Genomic DNA, 13,679 nt, shown 5'->3' with positions numbered 1-13,679 from the left:
AACTGTATAAAACAAAAAAGCTTGTAGAAAAAACATCGTTTTCTCTACAAGCTGAAGAGCGGGGGTTACCCGCTCTTTTTTGTTTGCTATGTATGAACTCCTGCTGTTATTCAGCAGCAGAAGTTTCTCTGATCGCGCGGCGGTCGAAAGTAAGACGTGTGTTATCACCAGTCTTAATGACGACTTTGCTTTCGTCGATAGAGTCAACTGTACCGTGCAATCCACCGATTGTCACGACTGAATCGCCTTTTTTCAGTTCCTCCTGCATTCGACGCACAGCTTTTTGCTGCTTCTGCTGCGGACGGATCAGCAAGAAATAAAGAACCGCAAACATTAAAATAATAGGAACTAATGTACCTAAAGTACCTGTCATCTTTTTCCCCCCTTTCTGAAACAAACTTGCCATTATGGCTTTTTATATTAGAAGCTTTTCGCATTTGGCTTGTTATAGCCGTAACGCTCAAAGAACTCTTCTCTGAAATCACCCAGACGATCCTCGCGAATAGCCTGTCTTACCTGCTCCATTAAGTGTAACAGAAAATGAAGGTTATGGTAAGTTGTTAATCGGAGTCCAAACGTTTCATTGCAGCGAATCAAGTGTCTGATATACGCCCGTGTGTAATTTTTACATGTGTAGCAATCACACTCTTCATCAATCGGACGGAAGTCTCTCTCAAATTTTGCGTTTTTCATATTGAGCCGGCCTTCAGCAGTAAACACCGTGCCGTTCCGTGCAATACGGGTAGGCAGCACACAGTCAAACATGTCTACTCCGCGGATCGCTCCGTCAATCAGAGCATCCGGAGAACCAACTCCCATCAGATACCTCGGCTTATCCTTCGGTAAAAGCGGTGTCGTATATTCAAGCACCCGGTTCATAACGTCTTTCGGTTCACCAACGGACAATCCACCTATAGCATATCCCGGAAAATCAAGGGAAATCAAGTCTTTCGCGCTTTGTGTGCGCAAATCTTCGTATTCTCCCCCCTGAACAATACCAAACAGGCCTTGCTCGTCCTGCCGGGCATGGGCATTCAGGCAGCGTTCAGCCCAGCGGCTTGTCCGCTCAACTGACCGTTTCATGTAATCGTATTCTGCCGGATATGGCGGGCATTCGTCAAATGCCATCATAATATCAGAGCCGAGTGCGTTTTGGATCTCCATCGCTTTTTCCGGAGATAAAAACAGCTTATCTCCATTTAAGTGATTGCGGAAGTGTACGCCCTCTTCCTCTATATTACGAAACTTGCTTAATGAAAAGACCTGAAAACCGCCTGAATCTGTTAAAATTGCGCGGTCCCAGTTCATAAATTTATGAAGTCCGCCCGCTTCTTTTACAATATCCTGTCCCGGGCGAAGCCATAGGTGATATGTGTTGCTTAATATGATGCCCGCGTCCATTGCCTTCAGCTCTTCAGGCGCCATTGTTTTGACTGTCGCCAGTGTGCCGACCGGCATAAAAACAGGCGTTTCAAAGGAGCCGTGGGGAGTATGCACTCTGCCCAGGCGCGCCCCTGTTTGTTTGCATTCTTTTATAAATTCATAGCGTATTGGTTGTTCAGCCACTTTTTATGAGGCCTCCTGTTCTCAATTTATATAATCAGCATTGCGTCGCCGAAGCTGAAGAAACGGTATTCTTCTTCAACCGCATGGTTATACGCACGCAGGACATTTTCTCTGCCTGCAAGCGCACTGACCAACATAATCAATGATGATTTCGGCAAATGAAAGTTTGTAATCATTCCGTCAATGGCTTTGAATTCATAGCCCGGATAAATAAAAATAGATGTCCATCCGCTTGATGCTTTAAATCGCCCATCATGTTCACCGGCAATCGTTTCAAGCGTGCGGGTTGAGGTCGTGCCGACAGAAACAATCCGTCCTCCCTTTTCCCTTACGCTGTTTAAAGCCGCGGCCGTTTCTTCTGACATTTGATAAAACTCTGCATGCATATTATGCTCTTCCACTTCATCGGCACTGACCGGACGAAACGTTCCGAGACCAACATGCAGTGTGATGAACTCAATCTGAACACCTTTGTCCTTCAGCTGCTCTAAAATGTCTTCTGTGAAATGAAGTCCGGCTGTAGGCGCAGCGGCAGATCCGATTTCTTTTGAAAACACCGTTTGGTAGCGCTCTCTGTCATCAAGCTGTTCCTTAATATATGGCGGAAGCGGCATTTCTCCGAGTGATTCCAGCACCTCGTAAAAAATACCGTCATATTGGAACTCAACTTTTCTGCCGCCATGCTCCAGCTCTTCCGTGCAGACAGCTTTTAATCTGCCGTCTCCAAAAGTTACAACGGTTCCTTTTTTTACCCGTTTTGCCGGTTTGACGAGCGTTTCCCACCTGTCACTGGCTTCTTGTTTCAGCAAAAGCAGTTCTACTTTTGCCCCCGTATCCTCTTTTGTTCCGAATAATCGGGCAGGCAAAACGCGGGTATTGTTCAGCACGAGACAATCCCCTTCTTTAAAGAAACTGATAATCTGTTTAAACGAGCTGTCTGTCAGCTCTCCTGTATGTTTATCAAGCACCATCAGCCTTGAAGCGTCACGCTGTTCCAATGGCACCTGTGCAATTAAACGTTCCGGAAGTTCAAAATCAAATAAATCAACTTTCATAATTTCACCTTTATTCTAGTCTTTTGTTATTTCATTCTGCCGAAAAGATTAAGCAAGATTGATAATACCACACTTATGATAATACAAGTGACAACCGGGAAGAAAAACGTCACATTTCCTTTTTTCACAAAAATATCTCCCGGCATCTTGCCGACAAAATGCAAAACCGCTCCGATAATAAGCAAAACAGCACCAAGAATCATAATGATCTTAGGAAATTCAGTCATATCGGGGAGCCTCCATTTGAAAATGATGATAAACGGCCGGTGTGACGATCCTTCCCCGCGGCGTTCTCTGGATAAAACCGATTTGCAGAAGATACGGTTCGTACACATCTTCAATCGTATGCGGTTCTTCGCCGATCGTGGCTGAAATCGTATCAAGCCCCACCGGACCGCCGTTAAATTTTTCGATCATTCCCATCAGCAGCTTGTGATCAATGTGATCCAAGCCAAGACGGTCGACTTGAAGCCGCTCCAAAGCGTCCTGAGAAATCTCTTCTGTAATCCGGCTGTCGCCTAACACCTGTGCAAAATCCCGGACCCTTCTCAGCAGCCGGTTGGCCACCCGCGGCGTTCCTCTTGATCTTCTGGCAATCTCAAGCGCTGACGGCTGATCAATTTCAACCTCAAACACATCAGCCGTTCTCGTAACAATATCAGCAAGCTCTTCTTGTGTATAATATTCAAGCCGCGACATGACCCCGAATCGATCTCTTAACGGCGCCGTCAAAAGCCCTACTCTTGTCGTGGCGCCGACCAGTGTAAAAGGCGGAAGATCAAGACGGACTGAACGGGCAGAAGGCCCTTTTCCAATGACAATATCAAGACAAAAATCTTCCATTGCCGGATATAGCACCTCTTCAATCGATCTGTGCAGCCTATGTATCTCATCGATAAATAATACATCCCCCGGCTCGAGCGCCGTTAAAATCGCAGCCAAATCACCCGGCCTTTCAATCGCAGGTCCCGAAGTCGTCCGCAACTCCACTCCCATTTCGTTGGCAACGATGGAAGCAAGCGTCGTTTTTCCAAGCCCTGGCGGACCGTATAAAAGAACATGATCAAGCGTTTCCTGTCTCATTTTTGCGGCATCTATAAAAACACGCAAATTCTCTTTTACCTTATGCTGCCCGATGTATTGAACCAGGCGCTGAGGCCTCAGGCTTTGCTCTATCACTGATTCATGGTTGTCTGCTTCACTTGAGACGAGCCGTTCATCCATGAACATCACCTTACTTCAATAGTTTTTGTAATGCTTTTTTTACGTACTGGTCTGTTGTCAGACCAATATCCTCTTTTAAGTGAGGAAGTACCTTTTTGATTTCTTTTTCGGCATAACCAAGTACCCTGAGAGCCTCGAGTGCTTCTTCAAGCGCCGTTTCTGCCGTTTGTTTTTCAAGTCTTTCTTCATGATTGAACAGAGTTTCAATCATTTCAGGCACGACGTCAGCCAGCTTTCCTTTTAAATCAAGGATAATCTGGCGGGCAGTTTTTTTGCCGACACCCGGAAACTTGACTAAAAAGGCTTCATCTTCATTTTCAATTGCTTGAATGACCGCTCCCGGGTCACCTGATCCCAAAATGGCGAGTGCCCCTTTTGGACCGATTCCGGTCACATTTAACAGCTTTGTAAAGAGCGCTTTTTCCTCCCTTGTTGAAAAGCCGTATAGTAAAAACGCATCTTCTCTTACATGATGGTACGTAAAAATGGTTTCTTGACTTCTCTCCTTATATATAAACGGATTTGGCGTAAAAATCTGATAGCCGATGCCGCCGTTTTCTATCACAATATATTGGGGAGATACATAATCAATCGTCCCTTTAACAAATTCGATCACGAAAATTCACCTCTTTGACTGTTCTTCATTGTACCATAAAAACAGCCAAAGGCTTAAAGAAAAGTTAACATATGTTCGCTTCTCATTCATTGTTCCACGAAAAAAAAGACATGAGCACATGTCTTCAATCAGCAGTGGTCACCCGCTGTACGTCTTGATATGTTCTATGACATCTTCAAACTCCGCTTTCGTCCGAAACGGAATGCCTTTTTCGAGATTTTTTTGCATATGGCTCTCCAGTCTTTCTAAGTCAATTTGAAAAAAAGATTGAATCGGTTCAGAATCCGACTCCGGCCGTCCATGAAAGGTGGAAATTACTCCGCTGTCAGAAACGCCGATATAACCATTCACCTTGCTGAGCGGAGAAATATCGTCCACCTGCTTCCGAAATAGAACGTACCCATTTTTATGTTCGACAAGCGTCCATCCCGCATAATCCGCCCAAAAGTCATCCATGGACAGCACCTTTTCACGCTTATGCTCGATGCTGACCTCTCCATCCAAATACACTTTTTCAAGTTGCACATGCACCTGCAGCGGTTCATAGTGCTCCACTTCCGACCCTGACGCACGGGGAGCGCCCATTAGAAAAGCTGCGGCTGAGCATAAAATCCCCAGCAACAGATACGCAGTGCTAAATCGTTTCACCCTTTACACCTCTTTGCACACGTTTATGACTAGTCTGACCAAAGAGGCTACTGCTTAACCGTTTCCTCAAAATTTGTTTGCACATTTTTCCTGACAAGCCGTTCCTCTGGATACATATCGGCGTGCCGTTCTGAAATCGTCAGAAATTGTGTCAGGAAAGCACTGAGAAAATATAATGCCGCAAAAATCCATATCACGCCGCCTGCGCCGAGCGGGCCGATAAAAAGGCTCACGATGCCGGGAGCAATAAAAGCGCACAGACCCGATCCCAGATTTAACACAGACATGGCAGCACCTTTGTTATCAGGCGCAAGCGTCGGCAAAAGCGCGCTTAATGGAACATATCCGGCCAGTGCCGCACCGTAGCAGCAGGCAATGATCATCAGCACCCAGTACTGATGCCCAATCAATTGCGGCGTGTAATAGAGCGCCAGTGTGAAAATGCCGCAGCCGACTCCGCCAAACCACATGACAGTATTGCGCCAGCCCAGTTTATCTCCGACCGCGCCGAAAATGATGTTAAATACAATGTTGACAAAAAACAGCGTCCCCCAGATTTGCAGCCATTCTGAAACAGAATAGCCGTAACGCGCCAAATAGGTCGGAAGAAATATGGCAAATCCGAATTGTCCGAGAGCATTAATTGTCTTGACTACGCCGCCGATGCCGACTTTAGGATTTTCAAACATAATTGTAAACGCCTTCGACAGCTCTTTCCATTTCGGCTGATCTTGTTTATGTGCAGGCATAAATTTATCTTTATTAAAAAACAGTGCGAGAACTCCGCCTGCTGCCACAAATAGTAAAGCGCTCCAAAGCGTATTGATTTCTCCAATCGCCGGAACCGCATAGCTCGAATAAAACGGTCCAAGCACGTTCAGGCCGCACGTAAACATAAACCAAAACCAGCCGACGGCTTTACCAAGGATTTGCTGAGAGGTGCTGTATGATACCCATACAAGAAACGAGTATGCAAACAGCGGGTACCCCAAGCCCCTGAGCGCGTAGCTGCCCAAGAGAGCCGGATAGTACATATGAGGAATCGCCCAGCCGATAAAAGCAACCGAACCGAGGATAAAAGCAAGTAAACCGACCGTCATCGTCTTTCTTGGCCCCCAAGTCTGGACAAAGGTTCCTGATAGCCAAGCCGAAATCGTGACAGCAATGCCATACACCGTAAACAGCGAAGCAGATTGCTGCATACTGAGACCGTGATCAACAAGAAAAGGAGACAGCCATCCTTGCTCAAGTCCGTCTCCAACCATAAAGATGACCACACCAATATAACCCCAAAGCATGTGAGAAGGAATTCCGATTTTGTTTAAACCATTTCCTTTAGCATGTGCTGTATTCATGATTTCCACCGCCTACTTTTTATAAAGTATCAATGGAATGTATATACCCAAGCTTGCTGTATTGTAATCCCTTTATCTGAATATTAAAAAACAATTTTCTCAGTATGTTCAATGCTGACAGGCATGCCTAAAGCGAGCGACTGCTGAGCCGCCCTTGCTATTCGTTCCGCCTGAAAGCCGTCATCGCCGGTGCAGGCAGTCTCCCGATCGGTTTTGATCGCATCTGCAAACTGAAGAATCTCTTCTGTATAGGCTTCCTTATAGCGTTCAAGAAAAAAGAAATGCGGTTTATCCTTCATGACAAAGTCAGCCGTTGACACTTCTACCGTCGTCGGCCTGCTGTTGTCCGCTGCTGCCGAGCCTTTCGTGCCGAAAACCTCGACCCGCTGGTCATATCCGTACACAGCTTGACGGCTGTTGTCTATCACACCCATGGCACCGTTTGCAAATGTCAAGGTAATGACAGCCGTATCAATGTCCCCCAGCTCTGCAAAGGACGGATTCACCAAAGCCGCTCCTTTTGCATACACTTCCGTCACTTCACTTCCCATGATGTATCTCGCCATATCAAAATCGTGAATCGACATATCGATAAATAAGCCGCCTGATGTGCGGACATAATCAACATTTGGGGGTTCAGGGTCCCGTGACGTAATTTTTAATAAATGAGGCGTGCCGATTTCACCATTTGAGACAATGGTTTTGATTTTCTTGAAATGAGGGTCGAAACGGCGGTTAAATCCGACTTGCAGCTTAACCCCATGTTTCCGCACGGCCGCAAGTGCCTCCTTCGTTTCATCGGGAGAAAAACTGATTGGTTTTTCACAAAAAATATGTTTTTTCGCCTCAGCCGCTTCTCTGATGATTTGCGCATGTGTGTTTGTTGGCGAACAGATAAATACAGCGTCAATATCAGGATCAAGTAATATATCTCTATAGTCAGCGGTTATGTATTCAATGTGGTGACTGGCGGCCCAATCCTGTAAACAGCTTGCAGAAATATAAGAAACCGCTTTTATTTTCATATGAGGAATCCGATGTATATTTTGAACATGAAGTTTGCCGATGCGCCCTGCACCGATCATTCCTGTCACCATCTGTTTCGTCATAGCGTGTTCCCCCTTGATAGTTTACGAAAGCGCTTTATTTAAAATTAATAGTATCCCATTTGTAAGCGCTTTTCAAGGAGTGGAATAAACGTTTTCATGTCTCTTTTATCACAATCAAAGCTTATAGGTAGCCTTCTTTCCCAAGACCAGATACACTATATTTAGGCTCTTTTTCCTGAACAGTTTTGGATTTTCCTATAAACAACTGCATAAAATAGAGCAAAGAAGGTGAATGAAATGCTGACAAAAGCAGAGGCACTGGCCCATTCAGTCATATACCGCCAAAACAGCAGATTTGATAAAGTCAAAGAGAAACCCGAGGAATTAACATTGATCGGCAAGGGACGAAGCGCCTATGTGTTTGCCATAACAGAAGGTGACCGAAAAATGGCGCTGAAGGTATTTTTTCCGGAGTATCAAGCGACAGCCGTCAAAGAAGCAGCGATTTATGAAAAATTAGCCGGATCCGCATTCTACCCTGACATTTATGAAACTGGTGATTCATTTATTTTAATGGAATATATTAAAGGCGATACCTTTTACAACTGCCTGAAAAAAGGCATCGCGATCAGCGACGATATGATTCAGCAGGTAGAGGACGCACTTTCTGACGCCCGTGCAGCCGGCCTCAACCCGTCAGACATTCATTTGCGCAATCTGATTCTGACAGAATCCGGAGCAGTGCGGGTTATTGATGTTGCGAGATTTGAACAGACGAAAACGTGCACGCAGTGGGACGATTTAAAAACGGCGTATCATACGCTTTATAAAAAGCCGATTTTCCCGAAAAAAATCCCGGGCTTTTGGCTTGAGGTTATTGCTTTTTTATATAAAAAAGATTGGTTTCAGAAGCACTTTGCACAACGGAAAAGAAAATATTCTTCATAAAAAAGGCAGCCGCATAAGCGGCTGCCTTTATCATTTTATTTTTACTTTCTGACAGCAGAAATTAATTTCATTTGTTCAGGCGACAGCTTGATGCGATACCCTCTCACACTCAAATAAACCGCTTCTGAGTTCTTTTCGCTGGAATGACAATATGTGTTTTCCATTTCTGTCTCCTCCACCCTTTATCTATTTTCTTTTATCATACCTGCGCTTTATTGAGGAAATTTTAAAGAAATGTAAAGATCGTATAAAATCCGTGATGTGGTAAACTGAGAGAAAAAAGGGAGATAGTCACATCAAAACACGCAGTAAAGTCCTTCTTATAATATTCTCATGTCTTCTGTTCTTCGGCGGTGCCGTCTATTGGATGTTTTTTTCACTGAAAAATGTTCCGAAAGGCAGCCTCGTACAATCAGTGGAATCGCCTGACGGAAGCTATACGCTAAACACTTATGTATCTAAAAATACCTTAAGCTCAGATGCCGCCAGAGGCGAACTCGTGAATGAAAAAACACTTGTCAAAAAAACAATCTATTGGAATTATCCTGACAGCAGACCATCTGTTAAATGGTTGAACAACAATACAGTAAAAATCGGCAGCCAGACTTTACATCTCGATATCGATGAAACTTATGATTGGCGAAAGGATGATCATTGGATTCGTGAGGAACCGCCGCAAGCATCAGTGAGGTGAGATAATGAAAGATCCTTCTCGCTTTGCCTTTTATATACGCAATGAGCTTGGCTATTTATTTCTCAAGGACTGTTTCACAATTGCTTTCCACATGCCTTTATAAACAGAAGCGCGGCGTACTTCATACGCTGCGCTTTTTTCACCACATTCTCCCCTCTCATGATCATTACACGTTATATAATGTAACAGATTGATTGTAAAAATAGTTCAATTAACCCAAAATCCTCTTTATAAATGCAATCGAAACGACGTGAGGAGGAAGCTTGATGGCAGATTTTGTTGCTAGTTTAAACGCGGTCTTATGGAGTACACCCGTCATTTATATTTTATTAGGAATTGGATTGATCTTTTCTATTGTGACACGTTTTTTACAAGTCAGACACATCAAGGAAATGATTGTGCTGATGTTTCAAGGCAAGAGCTCAGAGGCAGGGGTATCTTCGTTTCAAGCATTATCAATCGCGCTGTCCGGCAGGGTGGGGACCGGAAACATCGCAGGTGTGGCAACAGCAATTGCGTTCGGCGGACCCGGCGCGGTGTTCTGGATGTGGGCCATTGCTTTTATCGGTGCTTCAAGCGCCTTTGTTGAATCTACTCTTGCCCAAATTTATAAAGTGAAACAAGGCGGCCAATATCGAGGCGGACCCGCTTATTATATAGAAAAAGGATTAGGCATTAAGTGGTTTGCTGTTTTATTTGCGGCTGCGGCCCTTATTGCAATGGCTCTCCTTATGCCAGGGGTCCAGTCCAACTCCATTGCAGCGGGCGTCCAAAATGCATTCGGCATCTCTCCTGCCTTTACTGGCTGTTTTCTTGTTCTCTTATTAGGTTTTATCATTTTCGGAGGTGTAAAACGCATCGCCAGTGCCGCACAAATGATTGTCCCGTTTATGGCAGTCGGATACATTCTGCTCTCTCTGATCATCATTGTGATGAATATTTCTGAACTGCCTGCTGTCATTTCTTTGATTTTCAGAAGCGCTTTCGCGTTAGATTCTGCATTCGGCGGTCTCATCGGCATGGCCATTTCATGGGGCGTCAAACGAGGCATTTATTCAAACGAAGCCGGACAAGGAACAGGCCCTCATCCCGCTGCAGCCGCAGAGGTATCTCATCCGGTAAAGCAAGGATTGGTTCAGGCATTTTCTGTTTATATCGACACTTTATTTGTATGTTCCGCTACAGCATTCATGATTTTATTTACCGGTATGTACAATACACAGGCTGCCGACGGTTCATTTATTGTCAATCACCTGAAAGGTGTAGAAGCTGGACCGGGCTTCACTCAGGCCGCCATTGACAGTGTGCTGCCCGGCTTTGGTGCAGGCTTTGTCGCTATCGCTTTGTTCTTCTTCGCTTTTACAACCATTATGGCTTATTACTACATCGCTGAAACAAATATCGCATATTTAGCGAGAGGCAGAGAAAGCAAGTGGGCAATGCTCGGCTTAAAAATGATCATTTTAGCCGCGACATTCTACGGTGCTGTCAAAACCGCTACACTTGCTTGGGCATTAGGTGACGCGGGACTTGGCATTATGGTTTGGCTGAACGTCATTGCCATTGTTTTGCTCGCCAAGCCGGCGCTTATTGCGTTAAAGGATTATGAGCAACAGAAGAAACAAGGCTTAGACCCAGTCTTTGATCCTAAAGCTCTCGGCATCAAAAACGCTGATTTCTGGGAGAAAGAATACATCCACGAAAAAGAGCACGTCTCCTAAGTGAATAAAGACCGGCCTGAGATCCCTTCGCGCCGGTCATTTTTATATTACTGGTAATTTGTATACACTGCCTGAACATCCTCATCGTCTTCAAGCGCATCGATCAATTTTTCCAGTTTTTCAACAGCCTCATCATCAACATCTGCATATGTTTTCGGAATCATGGTTACTTCAGCTGAATCGACTGGATAATTTGCTTCAAGTGCTGTTTTTACCTCTTCAAAACGTTCAGGCGCTGTTAATACCTCAAAGTATTCATCCTCTGTCTGCAGCTCTTCGCCGCCCGCTTCTATGACATCAAGCATCAGGTCATCCTCTTCTATTTGCCGATGTGTACGGTCAATTGCAATGTACCCCTTCCGCTCAAATAAAAATGCCACACATCCGCTTTCTCCGAGACTTCCGCCGTTTTTATTGAAAGCTGTCCGCACATTTGTCGCCGTACGGTTTTTATTATCAGTTAAGCACTCCACCATGACGGCAACCCCTGAGGGACCGTAGCCTTCATAGGTGATTTCCTCGTAGCTGCTGCCGTCCTGGCTTCCTGCGGCTTTTTTTAGGGCACGGTCTATATTATCATTTGGCATATTAGCGCCTTTTGCTTTTTCAATCACAAGCCGCAATGCTGAATTTGCTTCAGGATCGGCTCCGCCTTGCTTTGCTGCCACATAGATTTCTTTAGCAAGCTTCATAAATACTTTTCCGCGCTTTGCGTCTTGCGCATTTTTTCTTTTTTGGATGTTTTTCCACTTAGAATGGCCAGCCATGCTTTCACCTTCCTTGATATTTCTATGTACACTTTAATGGGTATTGCAAGCCGTTGTAAAGAAAAAGACCGCCGGGAATCACTCTCCGGCGGCCTTCTTAGTCCTAGCGTCTGTTCATTTTATGAAGTTTTGTGAACAGTCCTTTATCTGTAGATACTTGAACGTCACGGCCATCCGCATAGTTTCGTGCGGCTTTTTTGACATTTTGCCTGTCAGACTGTGTGAAATCAGCGTGGCTTCTGACTGCGATGACTACTTTGTCATCCGTTACCATCACTTGTGTGTCGTTGACGTTTTTGACTTGTTTTACACGATTGGCGATTTTTGCGGCAAGTCTTCTGTTCTCTTGGTTGTCATACCTGTTGTTGTTCGTCCCATTTCGGTTCATGTTTCTGTTATTTGTGTTGTTATATGTTCCGTCAGTTGCCAATGGGACGCGATCATCTGCAGTAACACGGTCGTTTACGTTGGTTGTGTTTCGGTCACGGCCGTTCTGGCCGTTCTGGTCCTCCATCAATTCAGAGACCGGGCCGTCGTGATCCATCCCGTCTCCCTGTCTGTCAGCGTCATTCTCATTTGTATAATATCCGATTGGACGGGTATTGCCGTTATTACGAGTATCATTAAGGGCATCATTATTTGCGCCGCATGCTGTTAATCCGGCTGTCATCAAAATGAGGCCTGCAATTGTTAACTTTCTACCCAATGGAAAAACCCCCCGAGGACTGATTGAGCATGTTGTGCTCGTTTTTATCATGTGCATCAGGGAGATATGTTAAGCGTGTCAGTTATGACCATTCGACGATTGTAAGGAAATACAAAAAAGGGAACGATTTACATCGTCCCGAACAATCATTCACCTTCTTCTTCCGGCCGTCCAAACATCTGGTTTGTTGAAGGCTGATTCGGCATGGAAGTTCCGCCTGCATACGGATTCGGATTTGCTCCTCCGTAAGGCATGTAAGGAGTTCCATATGCTCCTCCCTGATAACCAGGTGCTGAGAAGTATGGCTGCTGATCATCGTCACACCCGCAATCATCATGATCCTTAAATGGCGGCATATAACCATGTGCCACATTTGGCTGATAAGCACCCATCACTTGAGGAGCGCCATAATAAGGACCGTATGGCATATGCCCATAAGGAGATCCATAAGCCGGCGATGCATATTGAGGCGCGCCGTGCGAAGGCTGATATCCGTAATGTCCGTGATGGCTGTTTTCATGATGCTGGTTATCATATTCACCCGGATCATATTGCGAAGGTGATACAAAACTTGGCTGGAAGCCATAAGGCTGATGCATCGGAAATGCATGTGCAGGAAAGTATGGGTAGCACAGGCCGGATCCAGGCAGAACCGGTGAGATAGGAACCGGACATGGCACAAAATGGGCTGGATACGGATAGTATGGCTGAACTGCCGGCATATTCGGAACAGTGTGGTGGATGTTTTCTTCTTCCATACCGCCTACATCTGGCGCCTTAGGCGTATTAGGCATATTCGGATAATTTGCATTCTCCATATTACTCATTGCCTCCTGTTGTGGAAATTGATCTTGCATGTCATACATATGATCTATATTTCCGTCATGATGCTTTTTAGGCTCCTCCGGTTTAGGAGGTGACCAAGGCTGAAAAAGCTGATTCATATCATAATAATCGTTCACATCAGCTTCAGGATACACATTATCATGCAAATTCGGCATCAGCGGGACAAAAGGAACAGACTGCTTTTCTTTCGGTTTTGTGTCTTCTACGTCGACAACGGATTTAGGCTTCTCCTTGGAAAATGGGTGTTCTTGCTTCTCATCCCCGACTGCCGCCGGACTTTTGCCCGCTTTTATCTCTTTTCTGACTGGAACACCTCCAGACGGCACTTTTATTTTCATTCCAGGCATGATTAAATCTGGATTGCTGAGCTGCGTATTGAGTTTTTTTACTTCCTCAACATCAACTCCGTATTTTTCAGCTATTTTCCAGAGTGAATCGCCTTTTTGAACGATATGGATTTTCAACGTTTTCCCCTCCTATGCAA

Annotated in this window: 16 protein-coding genes; 3 read left to right on the top strand and 13 right to left on the bottom strand. The window is 45.0% G+C overall.

What is annotated here, in order from left to right:
* Positions 1-106: 106 nt before the first annotated feature.
* The 9 genes from yajC to iolG form a co-directional block, all read right to left on the bottom strand.
* Positions 107-373 (bottom strand): preprotein translocase subunit YajC, encoded by a 267-nt coding sequence (gene yajC / locus LNN34_RS01710; protein ID WP_024122325.1) that lies wholly within the window; start codon positions 371-373, stop codon positions 107-109.
* Positions 374-420: 47 nt separating this feature from the next.
* A complete protein-coding gene (gene tgt, locus LNN34_RS01705; RefSeq protein WP_229042598.1) occupies positions 421-1,566 on the bottom strand; it encodes a tRNA guanosine(34) transglycosylase Tgt in 1,146 nt (381 codons plus the stop codon).
* Between the two features lie 26 nt (positions 1,567-1,592).
* A complete protein-coding gene (gene queA / locus LNN34_RS01700; RefSeq protein WP_059293502.1) occupies positions 1,593-2,621 on the bottom strand; it encodes a tRNA preQ1(34) S-adenosylmethionine ribosyltransferase-isomerase QueA in 1,029 nt (342 codons plus the stop codon).
* Between the two features lie 26 nt (positions 2,622-2,647).
* Entirely contained in the window at positions 2,648-2,848 is a 201-nt protein-coding gene (locus LNN34_RS01695) for a DUF2905 domain-containing protein (RefSeq protein WP_003222669.1), read from the bottom strand.
* Positions 2,841-3,845: a Holliday junction branch migration DNA helicase RuvB gene (ruvB, locus tag LNN34_RS01690; protein ID WP_024122329.1), complete on the bottom strand. Its 1,005-nt coding sequence runs from the start codon at positions 3,843-3,845 to the stop codon at positions 2,841-2,843. The genes LNN34_RS01695 and ruvB overlap by 8 nt, the downstream gene beginning before the upstream one ends.
* Before the next feature lie 10 nt (positions 3,846-3,855).
* Complete coding sequence (gene ruvA / locus LNN34_RS01685) at positions 3,856-4,461, bottom strand: Holliday junction branch migration protein RuvA (RefSeq protein WP_044154216.1); 606 nt, start codon at positions 4,459-4,461, stop codon at positions 3,856-3,858.
* Positions 4,462-4,599: 138 nt separating this feature from the next.
* Positions 4,600-5,109 carry an intercompartmental signaling factor BofC gene (locus LNN34_RS01680; protein WP_044154215.1) on the bottom strand — a complete coding sequence of 170 codons (510 nt, stop codon included), beginning with the start codon at positions 5,107-5,109 and terminating at the stop codon, positions 4,600-4,602.
* A gap of 47 nt (positions 5,110-5,156) precedes the next feature.
* Positions 5,157-6,464, bottom strand: a complete 1,308-nt coding sequence (locus tag LNN34_RS01675; RefSeq protein WP_106293525.1) for an MFS transporter — start codon at positions 6,462-6,464, stop codon at positions 5,157-5,159.
* Between the two features lie 83 nt (positions 6,465-6,547).
* Positions 6,548-7,573: an inositol 2-dehydrogenase gene (iolG, locus tag LNN34_RS01670; RefSeq protein WP_101864627.1), complete on the bottom strand. Its 1,026-nt coding sequence runs from the start codon at positions 7,571-7,573 to the stop codon at positions 6,548-6,550.
* Positions 7,574-7,810: 237 nt separating this feature from the next.
* Here iolG and LNN34_RS01665 point away from each other — a divergent pair, with 237 nt between their 5' ends.
* Complete coding sequence (locus tag LNN34_RS01665; protein ID WP_024122334.1) at positions 7,811-8,461, top strand: phosphotransferase; 651 nt, start codon at positions 7,811-7,813, stop codon at positions 8,459-8,461.
* A 41-nt stretch (positions 8,462-8,502) separates the two neighbouring features.
* Here the strand turns inward: LNN34_RS01665 and LNN34_RS01660 are convergent, their stop codons facing one another.
* Complete coding sequence (locus tag LNN34_RS01660) at positions 8,503-8,625, bottom strand: hypothetical protein (RefSeq protein WP_063623044.1); 123 nt, start codon at positions 8,623-8,625, stop codon at positions 8,503-8,505.
* Positions 8,626-8,801: 176 nt separating this feature from the next.
* Between LNN34_RS01660 and LNN34_RS01655 the strand changes: the two genes are divergently transcribed.
* On the top strand, positions 8,802-9,155 hold the full coding sequence (locus LNN34_RS01655; RefSeq protein ID WP_229042599.1) for a DUF5412 family protein: 354 nt from the start codon (positions 8,802-8,804) through the stop codon (positions 9,153-9,155).
* A 266-nt stretch (positions 9,156-9,421) separates the two neighbouring features.
* Positions 9,422-10,876, top strand: a complete 1,455-nt coding sequence (locus LNN34_RS01650; protein WP_229042597.1) for an alanine/glycine:cation symporter family protein — start codon at positions 9,422-9,424, stop codon at positions 10,874-10,876.
* Positions 10,877-10,923: 47 nt separating this feature from the next.
* Here the strand turns inward: LNN34_RS01650 and LNN34_RS01645 are convergent, their stop codons facing one another.
* The 3 genes from LNN34_RS01645 to safA all read right to left on the bottom strand — a co-directional run bounded on the left by LNN34_RS01645 (position 10,924) and on the right by safA (position 13,659).
* Entirely contained in the window at positions 10,924-11,643 is a 720-nt protein-coding gene (locus LNN34_RS01645) for a YebC/PmpR family DNA-binding transcriptional regulator (RefSeq protein ID WP_229042596.1), read from the bottom strand.
* A 103-nt stretch (positions 11,644-11,746) separates the two neighbouring features.
* Complete coding sequence (locus LNN34_RS01640; protein WP_229042595.1) at positions 11,747-12,349, bottom strand: YhcN/YlaJ family sporulation lipoprotein; 603 nt, start codon at positions 12,347-12,349, stop codon at positions 11,747-11,749.
* 146 nt (positions 12,350-12,495) lie between these two features.
* Positions 12,496-13,659: a spore coat assembly protein SafA gene (gene safA / locus LNN34_RS01635; RefSeq protein WP_229042594.1), complete on the bottom strand. Its 1,164-nt coding sequence runs from the start codon at positions 13,657-13,659 to the stop codon at positions 12,496-12,498.
* Positions 13,660-13,679: the final 20 nt, after the last annotated feature.

This window comes from Bacillus sp. AF23, assembly GCF_020861455.1.
GTDB lineage: Bacteria > Bacillota > Bacilli > Bacillales > Bacillaceae > Bacillus > Bacillus halotolerans.
The sequence above is the reverse complement of the archived record's forward strand: the minus strand, read 5'-3'. Positions and strand labels throughout refer to the sequence as shown.

Excerpts from the sequence above, each read along its gene's own strand:
- LNN34_RS01650 (WP_229042597.1), top strand. The coding sequence starts at position 9,422 with ATGGCAGATTTTGTTGCTAGTTTAAACGCGGTCTTATGGAGTACACCC.
- LNN34_RS01645 (WP_229042596.1), bottom strand. The coding sequence starts at position 11,643 with ATGGCTGGCCATTCTAAGTGGAAAAACATCCAAAAAAGAAAAAATGCG.
- LNN34_RS01660 (WP_063623044.1), bottom strand. The coding sequence starts at position 8,625 with ATGGAAAACACATATTGTCATTCCAGCGAAAAGAACTCAGAAGCGGTT.
- iolG (WP_101864627.1), bottom strand. The coding sequence starts at position 7,573 with ATGACGAAACAGATGGTGACAGGAATGATCGGTGCAGGGCGCATCGGC.
- LNN34_RS01675 (WP_106293525.1), bottom strand. The coding sequence starts at position 6,464 with ATGAATACAGCACATGCTAAAGGAAATGGTTTAAACAAAATCGGAATT.
- yajC (WP_024122325.1), bottom strand. The coding sequence starts at position 373 with ATGACAGGTACTTTAGGTACATTAGTTCCTATTATTTTAATGTTTGCG.
- LNN34_RS01665 (WP_024122334.1), top strand. The coding sequence starts at position 7,811 with ATGCTGACAAAAGCAGAGGCACTGGCCCATTCAGTCATATACCGCCAA.
- ruvB (WP_024122329.1), bottom strand. The coding sequence starts at position 3,845 with ATGGATGAACGGCTCGTCTCAAGTGAAGCAGACAACCATGAATCAGTG.
- queA (WP_059293502.1), bottom strand. The coding sequence starts at position 2,621 with ATGAAAGTTGATTTATTTGATTTTGAACTTCCGGAACGTTTAATTGCA.
- LNN34_RS01695 (WP_003222669.1), bottom strand. The coding sequence starts at position 2,848 with ATGACTGAATTTCCTAAGATCATTATGATTCTTGGTGCTGTTTTGCTT.